This is a genomic window from Pseudofrankia asymbiotica (assembly GCF_001983105.1).
In the GTDB taxonomy this organism is placed as follows: Bacteria; Actinomycetota; Actinomycetes; order Frankiales; family Frankiaceae; genus Pseudofrankia; species Pseudofrankia asymbiotica.
In genome coordinates, this window is sequence record NZ_MOMC01000005.1 from 126,786 (window position 1) to 144,539 (window position 17,754).

Below are 17,754 nucleotides of genomic sequence, written 5' to 3' on the forward strand. Positions count from 1 at the left end.
GACCGCCGGCCGGGCACGCGACGGCGGCGTACCGTCGCGGGCCCGGAGCCGGACCAGGTGTCGGTCCGGGTGTCAGTCCGTGGTGCGGCGGCGGTAGAGGTGGACGGCGAGCGGGGCGGCGACCGCGAGGATCGCGACCGACCACAGGATGGCCGCGGGGATCGGATGCTGCATCGGCCAGGCGTGGGCCGCGGCCGACGGGTTGGGATTGCCGAAGAGCTGGMGGGTCGCGGCGGCGACGGCGCTGACCGGGTTCCAGTCGGCGATCGCGCGGACGAACGCCGGCATCCCCGCGGTCGGGACCATCGCGTTCGACACGATCGCGAGCGGGAAGAGGATCACCAGGCCGATGCCCTGCGCGCTTTCCGGCCCTTCGGTCACCATGCCGAGGCAGGCCGTCGCCCAGATCAGCGCGTAGGAGAACAGCAGCGGGATCGCGAACCCGGCGATGAACTCGGGCACCGAGGTATGCGGGCGCCAGCCGATGACGAGCCCGGTCAGCAGCACCATCGTCATGCACAGGACCGCCGAGAGAATGTCGGCCACCGAACGGCTCACCAGCACCGCCGCCCGCCAGATCGGCAGTGCGCGCAGCCGGTCGATCGTGCCGGTGTTCAGGTCGGTGGTCAGCCCGACGGCGGTTCCCATCACCGAGGTGGTGAGGTTCAGCACGACCAGCCCGGCGATCGCGAAGTCCGTGTACGAGCCGCCGGGGAGCGAGATTCCGGAGCCCAGCACGTAGACGAACAGCAGCGTGAACAGCACCGGCTGGATCAGGACGTCCGAGAGCTGCAGAGGCTCGCGGGCGATGTGGATGAGGTTGCGCCGGGTGAGGACGGCGACGTCCCGGAAAGGGCGGGAGAACATCCCGGAGCGTGCCGGGAGGCTCGGGGCGGCGTTGAGCGCCGGCGCGAGCTGGGTCATCACAAGGCTCCCTTGAGCTTGTCGGAGTGGGAGGCGGCCGGCGTGCCCGTGGCCATGGCGGGCGTACGCGGCCGAGGCGTCGGCTCGGCGGCATAGGCCGGGCCACCGGCGTCGGTGTTGGCGCCGGAGCCGGTGGTGGCGTCGGCGTCACTGGCGTCACTGGCGGCGGCCGACGGTTGGCCGGCGGCGGCGGCGCCGGTGCCGGTGAGCGCGAAGAAGACGTCGTCGAGCGACGGCGGGTGCACCGCCACGTCGTCGACGACCGCGCCGACGGCGTCGAGCGCGCGGATCACCGCCGTCGCCACGCCCGCGCCGGCGTTGACCGCGGCCCGCAGCCGCCGGCCGTCGGCGCTCACGTCGACCCGCCCCGCGACCAGCGGCACGAGCGCCCCGACCGCGCCGCCGTGGGCGGTGGTGAGGGTGACCTCGAGCCGGGTCCCACCGACGGCGCCCTTCAGCTCGCTGGGGGTGCCGTTCGCGATGATCCGGCCGTGGTCGATCACGACGATCCGGTCGGCCAGCGCGTCCGCCTCGTCGAGGTACTGGGTGGTGAGCAGCAGGGTGGTGCCCTGCCCGACCAGCTCACGGATGACGTCCCACATCCGGACGCGGCTGGTCGGGTCGAGACCGGTGGTCGGCTCGTCGAGGAAGAGCACCGGTGGATTGGCGACCAGGCTCGCGGCCAGGTCGAGCCGGCGGCGCATGCCGCCCGAGTAGCCGCGCACCGGCCGGTCGGCCGCGTAGGTCAGCTCGAACCGCTCGAGCAGCTCGGTCGCCCGGGCGGCGCCCTCGGCGCGGCGCAGGCCGGCGAGCTCGGCGACCATCCGCAGGTTCTGCCGGCCGGTCAGCGCCTCGTCCAGCGTCGCGTCCTGCGCGGTCACGCCGATCCGGCGGCGGACCTCGCCGGCCTGGGTGACCACGTCGTGGCCGGCGACCCTGGCCCAGCCGCTGGTCGGCCTCGCCAGCGTGGTGAGGATCCGCACGGCGGTGCTCTTGCCCGCCCCGTTGGGGCCGAGCACCCCCAGGATCGTCCCCGCCGGGACGCTCAGGTCGATCCCGGCGAGCGCCCGCGTCTCGCCGTAGCGCTTGGCGAGGCCCTCGGCCTCGATCATCGTCTGGACCATCCGGTCCTCTTTCCCTAGAGTGGTTACTTGCCGCACGGTAAGGACAGCGTAAAACCTGCCGGCCGTCAAGTAAGTTCCGCGTCGCGGTTTGGCTGGGGTGTCCGCCGCCTGCGCGGCCGGGTCTGATGAGATCGACCGGGAGGATCTGTGGATCCGCTTGTCGGCCTGCCGACAGGTAGGATTGGCTGATGGCCAGGCCGCCGGCGCGCCCCGCGGGGGAGAAGAGCACGCGGGAGCAGATCCTCGACGTCGCGCTCGAGCTGTTCACCGCGAACGGCTACGAGAAGACCTCGCTGCGTGAGATCGCCGAGCGGATGAGCTTCTCCAAGGCCGCCCTGTACTACCACTTCGCCAGCAAGGACGACATCCTGCTGGCGCTGCACCTGCGCCTGCACGAGATCGGCCGGGCGGGGCTGGATCGGATCGACCTGGACCGGGTTCGCCCGGCCGACTGGATCCCCATGATCGACGATTTCGTCGACCTGCTGCTGGAGAACCGCCAGCTCTTCATGTTCCACCTGCGCAACCACGCGGCGCTGGAGGAGCTCCAGGATCACACGCATGACGACGCGAACCAGGACATCGAGGACCGCGCCCGGCGCCTGCTGAGCGACCTGGGGGTACCGCGGGCGCGGCGCCTGCGGCTGTCGTTCGCGCTGGGCGCGGTGGTCGTGGGGCTGGTGGTGACCGGCGACGTCTTCGCCGAGATCTCGACTGAGGAGCTGCGGGCGGAGYTGCGTTCCGTGGTCCGCGACATCCTCGAGCCCGGTGGCGTCTCGCCCGACGCCGACCCCGAGGATGCCGCCGTGAACGCCGGTGGTGCGCGTGACGGCGATACGCCCGCTATGGCCGGGCGGGGAGGTTCCCTGCCACTGGCAGGGTCGGCAGGCTGACGTCCGGGCCGTTCGCGCGGCCGACCTGGATAGGCTCGGCAGCTGTCACGGTGGGACAAACGCGGTCAAGACGCACGCCTCGTCGTTGGACCAGGTCACGTGGGTACAGTTCGGCTGACCACGACCGTCCTTCATTGTCGCGAGGGCCCGTTATGCCCGACCCCGCCGTCTCGCGACCTGTGTGACGGGAGTTGACTGCAAGCATGTCGTTGCCAGGGATGGTGGCCGCCCCGGAGGGTGTGCCCTGCTTCCTGGCCGACACCTGGTGGTTCGCGCTCACCAGCAGGCTGTCCGACGACAGGTTCGCCGAGCTGGCCGGGCTACGGGCCGCGCAGGGGTTCAGCGCCGTCCAGCTCGTCGTCGGGATTCCGCCCGAGGTGGGCCCGGGCAATGCCAACGCCTGGAGCAGCCACGGCCCTCCCTGGTTCGCGGACGGCCGCCCGAACACGCACTACCTCGACCACGCCAGGCGGCGCATCGAGCGCCTCAACGCCGTCGGGCTCACGGCCGTCGTCTACGGCTGCTGGGGCCACCAGCTGGCCTGGCTCGGCGTTCCCGGCGCCATCGCGTGGTGGGCGCGGCTGGTGGACCGGCTGGACGACCTGGATGTCCTGTACTGCCTGTCCGGTGAGACCAACCTGTGGATCGGCGCCGAGGACGCGCTGCTGCCCGACAGGTCCACCGACGACCTGCGGCTGAGTGCCGCGCGTGCCCGCCTGCCGGGCCGGCTCAAGGGAGTGCTGCGGCCCCTGCGCGCCCGCTACGTCCGCCACCGGCACGCCGCCGCGGCGCGGGCACGCCGCGAGGGCTGGGACGAGGTGCTCGGCACGCTCGCCGCCTCGACCGACCGGCCGGTGCTCGCGCACGTCATCCCGGGCGAGACCAGCGCGGACGCGCTGGACCGCGCCGGCCTGCTCGCCGCCGTCACCGTGCAGACCGGCCACGACCAGGCCAGCCGGCCGCTGCTGTGGGAGTGGCCGGCGCGGATCGCCCAGCGCTTCCCCGGCCGGCCGTTCATCAACCTGGAGCCCTGGTACGAGGGGATCCGTGACGACTTCGGCCCCACCGACCAGCTGTTCGCCTACTGGGTGTCGATGCTCGCCGGCGCGGCGGCCTACTGCTACGGCGCGCATGGGATGTGGAACGCCGGCGACGGCGCGTTCCTGGCGCACTGGGGGAAGCAGAGCCTGGACACCGCGGCCGCGCTGCCCACCGCGGGCCTGCTCGGCGCGAGCCATCGGGTGCTGCTGCGGCACGGACTCCCGGACGCCCGGGGCGTCACGACCGTCGACGCCTCCGGTGGAACGCTCCGCTCGATCACCCGGGCCCGGGCCGACGGCTCGGGAGCCGTCACGTTCTATCCCGACGTGGCGGTCGCCGACCTGCCGGCGCGACCGGCCGGCCGGGACGCCGGTGGCCGGTACTTCGCCCCCGACCAGGGGGAGCTCGTCGCGCAGCCGCCCGGCGAGGGCCCGATTGTCCTGCTCACGTGACGGCCGAAAAACGCCCCCGGGCGGCGTCACCGCCATGGAAGGAACGTCACCAGTGCCCAACGGCTCACGTGTCCGGGTGAGGCGGCCAGCGCTCCCCAGCCCGACGGCATCGATGCCCACGGCGACATTCTGATGACTGCGAGTGCTGACATGACTATGAGAACGATGCGGTCCGCCTCGTCCATCGCGTGGCCGGCGCCCGGTGTGGCGTCCCCACTGTCGTCGGCGGAGGTGCGGGTCGGCGTCGTGGGGACGGGGTACATCGCGCGCGGCCTCGCGCACATGCTGCGCCGATCGTCCCGGCTGCGGCTGTCGCGGGTGCTCACCCGGCGCCCGCTCGACGACGCGGCCGGCCCCTGGGACGGTCAGGTCACCCACTCGGTGGAGCGCCTGATCGCCCAGTCCGACGTGGTCGTGATCACGACGGGCGACGCGGTCCACGGGACCGAGGTGGCGGCCGCGGTCCTGGAGGCCCGGCTGCCGGTGATCACCATGGACGCCGAGCTGCAGGTGACCGCCGGCTCGTACCTGGCGAGCCTCGGACCCATCTTCGAGGCCCAGGGCGACCAGCCAGGCACGCTCGCGCTGCTCGCGCACGAGGCCATGCAGATGGGCGTGACCCCGCTGGTCTACGGCAACATCAAGGGCTTCCTGAACCACAACCCGACGCCGGCGGAGATGGACTACTGGGCGCGGCGGCAGGGTATCTCGCTGACCCAGGTCACCTCGTTCACCGACGGCACCAAGCTGCAGATCGAGCAGACGCTCGTCGCCAACGGGCTCGGCGCGACGATCGCGCGCCGCGGCCTGCTCGGTCCGCGCACCGACACCGTGCGGACGGGTGCCCTCCAGCTCGCCGAGGCCGCCGCGGCGCGTGGCGGGGATCCCCTCAGCGACTACGTGCTGCCCGAGCACGGGAACCCGGGTGTGTTCGTCGTGGCCACCTTCACCGAGGAACTCGGCGAGTTCCTCCACTATTACAAGGTCAGGCTCGGCGACTCGCCATACGTCCTGCTGGAACGCCCTTTCCATCTCTGCAATCTGGAGATCCCGCTGACGATCGACCGGCTGCTGCGCGGAGACCTCATCGCCTTCAACAACGGCCCGAACCCGCGGGCCAGCGTCGCGGCGGTGGCCAAGCGCGACCTGGCGGCGGGGGAGCCGATCGGGCAGGCCATCGGCGGGTTCCAGGTGCGTGGCGAGGCGGTGCTGATCGCCGACGAGCCCGACCACGTGCCCATCGGGCTGCTCGGCGGGGCGACGGTCGAGCGTCCCGTCGCCGCCGGCGAGACCGTGCGCTTCGAGCACGTGGACGTGCCTGAGAGCCTCGCGCTGCGAGCCTGGCGCTGGACGCTGCAGTCGGTCCTGACGCCTCCCGCCGGTGCCGGGGCGCGCGTGCCGAGCCAGCCCTCGTCGCCCGTGCCGCTGGCGAACGGCCGCGCCCAGCGGCACTCCGTCAGCTAACCGCGGGTCAGCTAACCGCGGGTCGACGGGCAGCCGGTCGACGGGCCGCCGGTCGACCGGCGGCGGGTCACCTGCCAGCCGGTCCACTGACGCCAGGCCGACCGAGAGCAGGCCAGCCAACGCCAGGTCCAGAGACGTAGGCACTGCGGCGGACCCCCGGATCGGCGGCTGGGACTCTGGCGTGCACGATGTCAGGCGTAGGTGGTCGCCACCTCCGGTCACACTGACCGCCGTCAGGCCTGCCACGGCCGTGGGCGGCCCGGTCAGCGTCTTCGCCGGTAACCGTGCGACCATTGCGGGGCTTTGCGTAGCTGTGCGGGCGGTTTGGTGAAGACAGGCATATCCGGTGATGGTTTGGGGCCTGACACTACTCTCTAGCTACTGAAGTGTAGAAGGTGGTATCGGAACATCCGCGCACCCGCCCGCCGTTGGCGGGCCGGTTCCGCCGGGACCGGCCCACCACCTGCCGGCCGGTGGCGGCGAGGTCGGGTCGCGCGGGGCGTGCGGGTGGAGGACACAGTGGCCAGGGACGTCGTGAACGGAGACGCCGCGAGGGCGGACGTCGCCGGGGCGGGCGTCCCGGACAGCGCGGACGTGCTGGAGAAGCGGGTCGCGGAGGCGCTCGCCCGGCTGGATCTGGAAGCGCGGGTCCGGCTGCTCACCGGCGCGTCGTTCTGGCGGACGTGGCCATCGCCTGACGGCGGGCTGCGGGCGATGGTGCTCTCCGACGGCCCGGCCGGCGTTCGCGGCGAGCGTGCCGACGAGCGGGAGCCGTCCGCCAACCTGCCGTGCCCGTCCGCGCTCGCGGCGACCTGGGACGAGCCGCTGCTGCGCCGCGTCGGTCGGCTGCTCGCCGCGCAGGCCAGGGCGAAGGGCGTCGACGTCGTGCTCGGCCCGACCGTCAACCTGCACCGCAGCCCGCTCGGCGGCCGCCACTTCGAGTGCCTCTCCGAGGACCCGCTGCTGACCGCGCGGCTGGGCGCCGCGCTGGTACGTGGGATCCAGGCGGGCGGCGTCGCGGCGACCGCGAAGCACTACGTCGCGAACGAGTCCGAGACGGACCGGTTCACCGTCGACGTCCGCGTGGACGAGCGCGCGCTGCGCGAGGTCTACCTCGCGCCGTTCGAGGCGCTGGTCCGTGAGGCCGGCGTATGGGCGGTGATGGCCGCGTACAACAGCGTGGGCGGCGCGACGATGACCGAGAGCGCGTTGCTGCGCGGCCCGCTGAAGGACGAATGGGGTTTCGACGGCCTGGTCGTCTCCGACTGGATCGCCACCCGCTCGACCGTTCTGTCCGCGCTGGCCGGCCTGGACCTGGTGATGCCGGGCCCGGGGGGTCCATGGGGCCCGGCCCTGGTCGCCGCGGTGYGGGACGGGAGCGTCCCCGCCGAACTCGTCGAGGACAAGGCCCGCCGCCTGCTGCGCCTGGCCGCCCGCGTCGGCGCCCTGGCCGGTCCGGCCGGCCCTGACCAGGCCACCGGCGCCGAGGAGACGGTGGGCGAGAGCGACCGGGTCGGCGCCGCCGGCGACGAGGGGGCCGACCCTGCCGGTCCATACGCGCGCGACCTGCTGCGGCGGGCGGCGGCGGGCGGCATGGTGCTGCTGCGCAACGAGGGCGGGCTGCTCCCGCTCACCGCCGCGGGCGACGCGTCCGGTGAGATACGCCGGGTCGCCGTGATCGGGCCGAACGCCACGCTGCCCCGTGGGCAGGGCGGTGGCAGCGCCACCGTCTTCCCGCCGCACCTGGTCGGCCCGGCCGACGGGCTGCGGGCCGCGCTTGGCGAGGACATCGAGATTGTCACCGCCACCGGTGTGCGCGCGGAGCCCTGGCCCGCGCCGCTGTCGATCGCGGGCGCGCGCGACCCGGAGTCGGGCGAGCCGGGTCTGCGGGTCCGCTTCTTCGACGAGGCCGGGAAGCTGCTGCGCAGCGAACGGCGGTTGTCCGGCCGCCTGCTGTTCATGGACGACCCGGTGCTCGCCAGCTCGGCCAGGGTGGAGGTGACGGCGCTGCTGACCGCCCGGGCGAGTGGTCACCACCCGCTCGGCTTCGCGGGCATGGGCCGGTTCTCGCTGCGCGCCCTCGTCGGCGTCGCGACCACGGGAGACACCGGCACCAGTACCGGCACGGGCACGGGCACGGAGACCGTGCTCTACGACGACACGCTCCAGCCACCCGACGGGGACATCGTCGCGGCGTTCCTGCGCCCGCCGGTCTGGTGGGCCGGCATGGACCTGACGGCGGGCGAGGACGTGCTGCTCACGTTGCGCCATGACCTGCCGGCGGGGATGCCGCTCGCGTCGTTCGCGCTGCTGGGCGAGGACCCGTCGCCGCCCGGCGCGCAGGAGCTCGAGACCGCCGTCCGGCTCGCCGCCTCGGCCGATGTGGCGGTCGTCGTCGTCGGCACGAGTGACCGGGTCGAGAGCGAGGGCGTCGACCGCGCGGGCCTGGGCCTCCCGGTCGAGCAGAACGAGCTGGTGCGCCGGGTGGCCGCCGCCAACCCCCGTACGGTCGTGGTCGTGAACGCGGGCGCGCCGGTGCTCCTGCCCTGGCGCGACGAGGTGCCGGCCGTGCTGCTGTCCTGGTTCCCGGGACAGGAGTTCGGCGCGGCGCTCGCCGACGTGCTGCTCGGCCGCGTGGAGCCCGGCGGCCGGCTGCCGACGAGCTGGCCGGCCAGGGCCGAGGACTGCCCGGTCTGGTCGGTCACACCGGTCGACGGCGCCCTGGACTACGGCGAGGGTATTCACGTCGGCTACCGGGGCTGGTCCCGGCGCGCCGTGGGGTCGTCGCCCGACGGGCCGGCGGCGGCGGGCTCTCGGCTCGCCGCCTCACCGCCCGACGGCCCGGCTTATCCGTTCGGCCACGGCCTCGGCTACACCACCTGGGTGTACGAGTCGCTCGACGTCCCGGCGGCCGTCGCCCCGAGCGAGGCGGCGCGCGTGCGGGTCACCGTGCGCAACAGCGGTGACCGTCCCGGCCGCACCGTCGTCCAGGCGTACCTGAGCCGCGAGGACTCAGCGCTCGAGCGTCCCGCGCTGTGGCTGGCCGGCTTCGCGACGGCCGACGCGGCTCCCGGTGAACAGGTCACCGTCTCGGTCGAGATCGCGCCGCGCGCCTTCCAGCACTGGCGGCCGGCGAGCGACGGCGACGGCGCGGGCGGTTGGTCGACCGAGCCGGGCACCTTCACGATCGGGGTCGGCCAGTCCAGCGCCACGCTCACCCTGCGCGACGCCGTCGCCGTGGTGACGCCAGCCTGACCGCCGCCGCGCTCGCTCGGCCGCCATGACCGTCGCCTGGGCCGCCGGCCGGGTCGATGGGCGGGTGGGGCACCCGGCCTGCCCGGCCTGCCCGGCCTGCCCGGCCTGCCCGGCCTGTCGGGCCGCTGACGTAAAAAAGGGGAAGCTAGCTTCCTGTCCCGGGATCGGACTGCCTGTCATGTTTTGGGGCATGGTGATTCGTCCCCATGCGGCCGGGGTACGCAAGGCACCGCAGGGCCGGCATTGCCGCCAATGGTTTCCGGAGGCGCACTGGATGGGCATGATCGCAGCTCCTTCGGCCGATCCGCCGAGCTGGGGACGCATGTGATCGACGGCAGTGGAAACACCGATGGCACCACGAGTGGGTCGGATCCGGACGCCGACGGGGCGTCTGGCGACGCCGAGGCCGCTGGCGGTGAGGTGTTGATGGCGCTGCGGGTCGATGGCGCGCCGGAAGCCGTGCCGCGGGCTCGTCGGGAGATCTCCAGCCGGCTGGCCCGCGCGACCCTGCCCATGCGTGACCTCATCGGCGACATCAAGCTGCTCGCTGGCGAGCTGCTGACCAACGCCGTGCTCCATGGTGAGCCTCCCGTCCATCTCCGGCTCGTCGCCCGTGGCACATCGCTGCGGGTGGAGGTGGCCGACACCAGCCAGGTGGCCCCCCTGCGCGCCCGCAGCAGCGCGGACACGATGACCGGCCGCGGGCTGGCGCTCGTCGCCGCCATCGCGGCGAGGTGGGGGACGGACGTGCACCGGCACGGCAAGGTCGTCTGGGCCGAGGTCGACCTCGTCGGCGCCGAGGAGCCGGGCGGCCAGGCCGGCTCGTACCCCGCCGGCTCGGCCCCCTCCAGCCCGGTCGAGACCGGGCTGGAGGGGGCAGGACCGGCGGGGACAGGCCTGGACGGTGCCGCCGTCCCCGCCGCGCAGGCCGAGTCCGGGCCTGGCCGCGGTGGCGGTCGAAGCGCCGACCCGGCCGTGGCGACGGCGCCGGCGGACGCCGCGACGACGGAGCACGGCCTGGGCTCGCCGCCGCGCTACCGCGTCAGCCTCGGCGACGTCTCGACCGACCTGCTGCTCGCCGCGAAGAGCCATGTCGACAACCTCGTCCGCGAGTTCACCCTGGCCGCGGTGGGCGGGATCAACGGCGAGAGCGCCCCGGTCCCGCCGGAGCTGGCGGAGCTGATCCGGACGGTGACCGAACGGTTCGGCGAGGCGAGGCAGGCGATCCGCCGGCAGGCGCTGGCCGCCGCCGCGGCCGGGCAGCCGCGCACCCAGCTGGAGCTGCGGTTGCCGGCGAGCACCGCCGAGGCCGGCGAGGAGTACCTGGCGGCCCTCGACAAGGCGGACGAGTACGCGCGGGAGGCGCGGCTGCTCACGCTGGCCTCGCCGCCGGCGCATCGAGACTTCCGGCGCTGGTACGTCTCCAGTCTGGTCACCCAGCTGCGCGCCGCGGGCAGCGGCCAGCCGGTGCCGCCGCCGCTGAGCTTCGAGGAGTACCTGCGCCAGCGGCGAGAGCGAGAGCTGCCAGGCGAGCCCGCCGGCGGGCCCAGCTGATCAGCCCGGCTGACCAGCCCGGTTAGCGAGCCGGGCTGACCAGCCCGGTTAGCCAGCCCGGCTGACCGGCCCAGGCAACGAGCCCGCTGACCAGCCCGGCTGGACAAGGCCAGCTCATCGGCCCGGCTGTGCGATCCTCCTTTCTCCCGGCGGCCTTGATCGACGGCGCAGGCCGCGCAGGCCGCGCCCGGCGCCGGTGAGCGAGCGGGTGGCGTCGGCGGGCGAGCTCGTCGCGACCGGCAGCGAGCGTGCCCGCGACGACGCGCGAGCGTACGAAAAACAATCGTTGAACATGTCAGCGACAACGAGGCTGCCCGGTTGAAGGGGGCAGAATCGGGGCGGCGGGCGCCGATCGAAGCATCAATGTCCTGGTCAGCGGGCTCGCTGGCTGGCCTGCCGGCGGTGCCCGTGGCGGGGAGATCGATGGTGACGCCGTTGTCCGAAGACCTCGGGTGGCGGTTTTGATCACCGGGGTTCCCCGTGTCTCGGGGATCGGCTGGCGATGGGAGCGATCATGGCGGCAGGGCTGCCGGACGAGCACGTCGACGTTCTGATCATCGGTGCCGGACTGTCCGGCATCGGGATCGCGGCGCATCTGCTGTCCAACCAGCCGGGCCGCCGTATAGCCCTGCTGGAGGCCCGCGGCGCGCTCGGCGGGACGTGGGACCTCTTCCGCTACCCTGGCATCCGGTCCGACTCGGACATGAACTCCCTCAGCTACGCGTTCCGGCCGTGGACGGGGGAGAAGTCGATCGTGGACGGGCCTTCGATCCTCCGCTATCTGACCGAGACCGCGCGGACCCACCGGGTCGACGAGCTGGTCAGGTACGGCCACCGGGTGGTCGCGGCCAGCTGGTCGAGCGCGCGGGCCGGCTGGACCGTCGACGTCGCGCTCACCGCGGATGCCTCGCCGGGCGTACCGGCCGCCTCCGCCGCGGCTGGCGCCCCCGCCGGCACGCGGCACGCGGACGCGCCGGGCAGCCCGGGCGGTTCGGGCGACGCCGAGCCGCGGCACGTTCGGCTGACCTGTGACGTCCTCGTCGGCGCCACCGGCTACTACCGCTACGACCGGGGCCATGAGCCGGACTTCCCCGGCCGCGCGGCGTTCCCCGGCCGGGTGGTGCATCCCCAGCACTGGCCGGACGACCTCGATCACACCGGGCAGCGGGTGGTGGTGATCGGCAGCGGCGCCACGGCGATGACGCTCGCGCCCGCGCTCGCCGAGCGGGCCGCGCACGTCACGATGCTGCAGCGCTCCCCGACGTATGTCGCCTCGCTGGCCACCTCCGACTCGCTGATGAGCGGCCTGCGGCGCGTGCTGCCGGACCGGTGGGCCGCCTGGCTGGTCCGCTGGCGCAACATCCTGCGCAACCAGCTCGTATACCGGCTCAGCCGGAGCCGCCCCGAGATGGTGCGGCGGGAGCTGCTGGCCGGGGTCGCCAGGGCGCTGCCGGACGGCTACGACGTCGCCACGCACTTCACCCCGAGCTACGGCCCGTGGGACCAGCGGCTCTGCGTCGCGCCGGACGGCGACCTGTTCCGGGCGATCTCGGCCGGGAACGTCGAGGTCGTCACCGACCATGTCGACACCTTCACCGAGCGGGGCATCCGGCTGAGGTCGGGCCGGGAGCTCGCCGCCGATGTCGTCGTCACCGCGACGGGCCTGCGGCTGCGGATGTTCGACGGGATCGCGCTGACCGTCGACGGCGAGACGGTGCGCGTGCCGCGGCGGCGGGTCTACAAGGGCATGATGCTCGAGGGCGTCCCCAACTTCGTCTTCGCCTTCGGCTATGTCAACGCGTCCTGGACGCTGAAGGTCGACCTGGTGGCCGAGCATCTCGGCCGGCTGCTGCGCTATCTCGACCGGCACGGCTATCGCGCCTTTGTTCCCGGCGGTCCCGCCGCGCCAGCCGAGGCCGAGGCCGAGGCCCAGGCCGAAGCCGGGGCCCGGCCGGACGGCGCGAGCCAGGCCGGCGGCGCGCTCGCGGCGACCGGCACGATCCCGGCTGGCCGCGCCGGCGGGGCGGCCGGTGGGACGTCGCTGCTCGACCTGACCGCCGGCTATGTGCTCCGCGACGCGGGAGAGCTGCCCCGCCAGGGCGACCGCCCACCGTGGCGGACCCGGATGAGCTACCTGGCGGACGTCCGCGCGCTCCGGTTCGGCCGGGTGACCGGTCCCGACCTGCGTTTTCTCTCCCTGCCCGAGACGGCACCCGAAGCGGTCGCCGGAGGGCCGGCCGCCGACGTGTGCCCGGTGGTGCCGGAGCCCCGCGCGGGCACGGGCAGCTCGCCATCCGGCGGCGGCCGGACGCGGGTCCCGGAGCATGCCCGCCGGGGTGGGGCTCGCCACGAGCCGTCCGTCGTGGCTGGGGATCGTCCCGGCGCGGATACCGCGACCGCTGGCGGCGAGGCCACCCGAGACGTCTGACAGGCTTCTCGCTCGGCGGCTGCTTGCCCGGACTCACACGCCGTCGGAAACGGGCCGGGGCGGGCGGTGCCAGCGATTCGCCGGGTCGGCGGGTCGGCGAGTCGCGGGCAGCCGGCCGGCGGCGAGCCGATGCGCGCCATGCCGGGACAGCTCGGGAGCGTCGTCGGCGGCACTGATGCTCAGCAGATCCTTGTCGTTGGCGGCGGCGATCACCTCGGCTGCCCACCGCAGCTGGTCGCGCACCTGGCCTCCCGTCGGATCGACGCCGCGTCGCCGCGGACCACCGGATCTGGCTCGTTGTTCAATCCTGTCTACGAACATCTACGACACTGTAAATCTCGTCTACGTGTTCAGTCGGCTACATCATGTTGTCCTTCCATGGCTCTTGGTGACGACTCGATGCCTTTCGGTGGTCATCGACGCCATGCGGGCACCCGCCGAGAGCCCGCCGAGGGTGGCGGGCGGCCCTCCGCCGGGCCGGCCGGGCGCAACACGGGCCCGCCGCGACGGCGGACGGCTCAGGCCCGCCGCCAGCCCGGCGAGTGGCTGRTCGTGGCTGGCGATCCCACGGGCGAGGGTCATTGACGGGGCGGGTCGGAATCTCCGGCGACGTTCGGCGGCGGCCCACCGGTGCCCAGCGGCGCGCGGACTCCGGTGCCGCCGGGTGCTTTATGGGCCCGTCACCTGCGCGGACGACCCTATTGGCATCACCGGGCGACGGCTCGCCGGAGAATCGCTGCCGGGCAGCGCCTTTGTCTTCCTGTGACCGGTGCCACTCATTCCTTTGGAGTCGGTGCAAAAGAGTGGAATGTGGCCCGGACCACTCGCCTGCCGCCGGTGGTCATTGGCTTGTCTCGCATGCGTCAGAGGTCACCTCCGTTCGTCCTACAAAAGCCTCGAAATGTAGTTCAGAATGGGATTGCGGCCGCCGGGGAAATGCGGTCGCGGTCACACCTGCCCCAGGAGAACGACATGAGCAACGACACCTCCACCATCACCCGCCTGCGGTCGCAGGCCGCCTCTCGGCGGGTCGCCCGCCGTCAGCGCCGGGCCCTCGAGACCTACCTCGCCCAAGACACCCTCTCGCCGAACGCTCGCCACGAGCTCGAGGTCATCCTCGTCCGCCAGGGCCCGTCCCTGTAGGACCTGGGCTCATCCGCGCCGCCAGCCCGCCGCGTATGGCGGTGGCCAGGGGCGCGGGGCCGGGCGTTTCGATCGGCTCGAATTCGGCGCCTTCCCGAATGCCGGTGGTACCGGTTTCGAGGGGGCCGCGACGAGGCTCGCCGGATACGGGCCTGAGTGACCCACGACACGGGCGGCGCGTGAGGACCGGACGACCAGGTGCCGGGCGAAAAGGGCACCGAAGAGACAGACACCGAGTTATCCGCGACACATCCGCGACGCCGCCCGTCCGCGGACGTTGCGCGAGAAAAGCATGACGGCCGTCACGAGCCGCCAGCACCTTTCGGAGCCGACCGGGACTTCCCGGTCGGCTCCGGGTGTTTCTGGGCTGTCACGGCCGGCTTCGGCGACATCGCCGACATCGCCGACAGTCCGGCGCGCACGGCGCGGGCCATCCCGCGGCCCACGAACTCATGGTGGTTTCGCGCCGCCGGCACGCCATGCTGGGCGCGCGCGTCCCTGCGCCCCAGCGTCACTCTCTGTCGCGAGTCTGACTGTCCGCGACGGCCAGGGCCGCGGCGTCGTCGCGGGCGCCCGCTCCTCGAACCCGCCGATATCAACGTGGCCCGGGAAGCGGACGCGACCAGCCAGTACCTCTCCCTTCTTCGACAGATGGCAATCGGACGACTACCGTGCGTGCCAAATTGATGGTGACCGACTGTCGTAGCGAAGGGTCCGAGGGCGTATGGTCCGCAAGTCCGCGCCAGAGCAGGTCGAGACGGTCGTCGTCGGGTCGGGCTTCGGTGGATCGGTCACCGCGTTCCGGCTCGCCGAGGCCGGCCGTGATGTGCTGGTGCTCGAACGAGGCCGGGCCTACCCGCCGGGCGCCTTCCCGCGTACGCCGCGCGAGGTGGCCCGCGAGTACTGGAACCCCGGCGAGGGCAGGCACGGCCTGTTCGACATCTGGTCGCTGGGCGGGTTCGACGCGGTGGTGTCCTCCGGGCTCGGCGGCGGCTCGCTGGTCTTCGCGAACGCGCTGATGCGTGCCGACGAACGCTGGTTCGTCCAGCCCGACGCGCGGTCGAGCCGCCGGGGGACCACGGCCGGCGGCCGCGCGGGCACCGAAGCCGCGAGCCGGACCCGCGGCGCCGGCGGGTCGGCTGGCGCCAGCTCGCGGCGCCGGGCAGCCGCCGGTCGACCGTGGCCGATCAGCCGCGCTGACCTCGAACCGCACTATGCCGCGGTCGAGAAGATGCTCGGCGCGACGCCGTTCCCGGCCGGGCGCCCCGGTTACGAGGCCGCCGAGCGGACCACCGCGCTGCGCGCCGCGGCCGAGCGGATGGGGCTGGAATGGCGGCAGCCGGCGCTCGCGGTCAGCTTCGCCGCCCGCGGCGTCACCGCGCCGGGGCTCGCGCTCCCCGAAGCCCCTTACGGCAACGTGCACGGCCGCGCCCGTGCGACCTGCCAGCTCGCTGGCGACTGCGTCCTCGGGTGCAATCACGGGGCCAAGAACAGCCTGGACCACACCTACCTGTCGGCGGCGGCCTACCACGGCGCCGAGATCCGCACGCGTTGCGAGGTGCTGGCGATCGCGCCGGACGTCGACGGCGGCTGGGTCGTCACCTACGCCGAGCACCACGGCGCCGTCGACGGCACGTCGCGTGACCTGGCCATGCTGCCGGCGCGCACGGTGCGCTGCGCGCGGGTCGTGCTGGCCGCGGGCGCGCTCGGTTCGACCTACCTGTTGCTGCGCAGCCGGGCCGCGCTGCCGGGGCTCAGCCCGATGCTCGGGCACGGCTTCAGCGGCAACGGCGACGCGCTCGGGCTGGTGGCCGGCGCCCGGCGCGAGGACGGCTCTGCGTGGTCGCTGGGCGCCGCCCCAACGGTCACCTCGGCCGTCGCGGTGCCGGACGGGCCGGACGGTGAGCCCGGCTTCCACATCCAGGACGCCGGCGTCCCCGCGTTCGTCGCCTGGCTGCTGGCGGGCCACCGGGCCGCCGGCGGAGGTGACGGCGGCCTGCGGGGCGGCCTCGTCCACCCACTGCGGCTCGCCCGAGACTGGGCCGCCCAGCGGCTGCGCGGCGGCCCGGACGACCTGCGCGGGCAGCTGTCCCGGCTCGCCGAGGCCGGCGCGGAGGGGGCGGCCATCCTGCCCCTGCTCGCGATGGGCCGGCCCGCGGCCGACGGCGTGCTGCGGCTGGATGGCGACCGGCTCGGCCTCGAACGTGCGGGCGCCGACCGGGACGTGGACGCCGAGCGGATGCGCGCGGCGATGGCGCGGCTGGCCGACGGCCTCGGCGGCCGGCTCGAGTCGCACTCGCTGGCCACGGCCCGCCGTCGGGTCACCGCCCATCCGCTCGGGGGTGCCCCGATGGGGGACAACCCGCGCGACGGCGTCGTCGACCGGCTTGGCCAGGTCTTCGGCCACCCCGGTCTGTACGTCCTGGACGGCGCCGCACTGCCCGGGCCGCTTGGCGTGGGCCCGGCGTTGACGATCGCGGCGTTCGCCGATCTCGCCGTCCAGCGCATGCTGGGCGAGAGCCGCGGCCGGGCCGGCGGAGTGCCCAGTCCTCGCGCGGCGGGCGGCCGGACAGCGGCCCGAGGCACGCCCACCCGTGGCGCCGCCGTGGCGACCGCCGCGGGGAAGAGCACGGCCGGGAAGAGCACGGCCGGGAAGAGCACGGCCGGGACGAAGAGCACGGCAGGGGCGAAGAGCACGGCGGCCAGGACGAAGAGCGCCGCGGGGGCTGGTTCTGCCGGGACGAGGGCCACGGGAACGGGTACAACCCGGACCGGCGTGACCCGGACCAGCGCAACCCGGTCCGGTGCGGCCAGGATGGGCGCCGCGAGCGCGGGCTCGGTGAGGACTCCAGGCGCCGCGGCCGGCACATCGGCGGCTGGAGCCGGCCGGTCCGCAAGCGTGACGTCGGCCGAGATTCCGTCGCCCAGGTCGGACGCGGCGCCGGCGGCGTCGGCGCGCGGGAAGGCGCGCCAGCCGCTGGTACCCAGGACGCCGGCGGCCGCCAGGGCGGCCGCGGCCACGGTGGTTCCCGCCTCCACAGGTCCTACGACCGCGGCGATGACCACGACGAGTCCGGTCCCGGCGGCCGCCACGCGTCAGGGCGCCGGACGAGCCGCCGCCGTCAAGGCGACGGCCATCGACACGGCCAGCCAGCGCGGGTCATCCACCGGTTCGACCGGCCAGGCCAAGGCGAGTGGTGTGGCTGGTGTCTCCAAGGCGAGTGGGGCGACTGCCGCGACCGACGGCGTCAAGCCTGGTGCCGTGGCGAGCGTGGCCAAGGGGAGCGGCCTGGCGGGTGCGGCTACGGGGACCAGCGCCACCGGTGGGAAGGACATGACCGGCGCCGTCAAGGGGAGTGGGGCTGCCAGCGCGGGCAAAGCGACCAAGGCGCCCGGCACGACCAAGGCGACGAAGGCGCCCGCCGCGACGAAGGCGCCCGCCGCGACGAAGGCGCCCGCCGCGACGAAGGCGCCCG

Annotated in this window: 11 protein-coding genes; 8 read left to right on the forward strand and 3 right to left on the reverse strand. The window is 74.0% G+C overall.

Annotated features, from left to right (window positions below):
- Window positions 1-72: 72 nt before the first annotated feature.
- Both BL253_RS02120 and BL253_RS02125 read right to left on the reverse strand, forming a co-directional pair.
- Window positions 73-924 carry an ABC transporter permease gene (locus tag BL253_RS02120; RefSeq protein WP_076813098.1) on the reverse strand — a complete coding sequence of 284 codons (852 nt, stop codon included), beginning with the start codon at window positions 922-924 and terminating at the stop codon, window positions 73-75.
- Window positions 924-2,048, reverse strand: coding sequence for an ATP-binding cassette domain-containing protein (locus BL253_RS02125; RefSeq protein WP_076813099.1), 1,125 nt, complete (start codon window positions 2,046-2,048; stop codon window positions 924-926). The genes BL253_RS02120 and BL253_RS02125 overlap by 1 nt, the downstream gene beginning before the upstream one ends.
- A gap of 188 nt (window positions 2,049-2,236) precedes the next feature.
- On the opposite strand from BL253_RS02125, the gene BL253_RS02130 reads away from it, so the two are divergent.
- The 6 genes from BL253_RS02130 to BL253_RS02155 all read left to right on the forward strand — a co-directional run bounded on the left by BL253_RS02130 (window position 2,237) and on the right by BL253_RS02155 (window position 13,135).
- A complete protein-coding gene (locus BL253_RS02130; RefSeq protein ID WP_076813101.1) occupies window positions 2,237-2,941 on the forward strand; it encodes a TetR/AcrR family transcriptional regulator in 705 nt (234 codons plus the stop codon).
- 203 nt (window positions 2,942-3,144) lie between these two features.
- The gene (locus tag BL253_RS02135; protein WP_076813102.1) at window positions 3,145-4,434 is read left to right on the forward strand and encodes an apiosidase-like domain-containing protein; all 1,290 of its coding nucleotides are present in this window, start codon (window positions 3,145-3,147) and stop codon (window positions 4,432-4,434) included.
- A 204-nt stretch (window positions 4,435-4,638) separates the two neighbouring features.
- Window positions 4,639-5,898: an SAF domain-containing protein gene (locus BL253_RS02140; protein WP_241834431.1), complete on the forward strand. Its 1,260-nt coding sequence runs from the start codon at window positions 4,639-4,641 to the stop codon at window positions 5,896-5,898.
- A gap of 507 nt (window positions 5,899-6,405) precedes the next feature.
- Window positions 6,406-9,153 (forward strand): beta-glucosidase family protein, encoded by a 2,748-nt coding sequence (locus tag BL253_RS02145; RefSeq protein ID WP_241834432.1) that lies wholly within the window; start codon window positions 6,406-6,408, stop codon window positions 9,151-9,153.
- A gap of 324 nt (window positions 9,154-9,477) precedes the next feature.
- A complete protein-coding gene (locus BL253_RS02150) occupies window positions 9,478-10,707 on the forward strand; it encodes an ATP-binding protein (RefSeq protein WP_241834433.1) in 1,230 nt (409 codons plus the stop codon).
- Between the two features lie 514 nt (window positions 10,708-11,221).
- Window positions 11,222-13,135 (forward strand): flavin-containing monooxygenase, encoded by a 1,914-nt coding sequence (locus tag BL253_RS02155; protein WP_241834434.1) that lies wholly within the window; start codon window positions 11,222-11,224, stop codon window positions 13,133-13,135.
- Between the two features lie 33 nt (window positions 13,136-13,168).
- Here BL253_RS02155 and BL253_RS02160 read toward each other — a convergent pair whose 3' ends face one another.
- Entirely contained in the window at window positions 13,169-13,378 is a 210-nt protein-coding gene (locus BL253_RS02160) for a hypothetical protein (protein ID WP_076813107.1), read from the reverse strand.
- 729 nt (window positions 13,379-14,107) lie between these two features.
- On the opposite strand from BL253_RS02160, the gene BL253_RS42755 reads away from it, so the two are divergent.
- Window positions 14,108-14,278: a hypothetical protein gene (locus BL253_RS42755; protein ID WP_198946126.1), complete on the forward strand. Its 171-nt coding sequence runs from the start codon at window positions 14,108-14,110 to the stop codon at window positions 14,276-14,278.
- A 724-nt stretch (window positions 14,279-15,002) separates the two neighbouring features.
- Window positions 15,003-17,754, forward strand: a 2,752-nt coding sequence (locus BL253_RS02175; RefSeq protein ID WP_076813112.1) for a GMC oxidoreductase, incomplete at its 3' end; no start/stop codon positions are given.

Coding starts and splice junctions, on each gene's coding strand:
- BL253_RS02135 (WP_076813102.1), top strand. CDS start 3,145: ATGTCGTTGCCAGGGATGGTGGCCGCCCCGGAGGGTGTGCCCTGCTTC.
- BL253_RS42755 (WP_198946126.1), top strand. CDS start 14,108: ATGAGCAACGACACCTCCACCATCACCCGCCTGCGGTCGCAGGCCGCC.
- BL253_RS02125 (WP_076813099.1), bottom strand. CDS start 2,048: ATGGTCCAGACGATGATCGAGGCCGAGGGCCTCGCCAAGCGCTACGGC.
- BL253_RS02155 (WP_241834434.1), top strand. CDS start 11,222: ATGGCGGCAGGGCTGCCGGACGAGCACGTCGACGTTCTGATCATCGGT.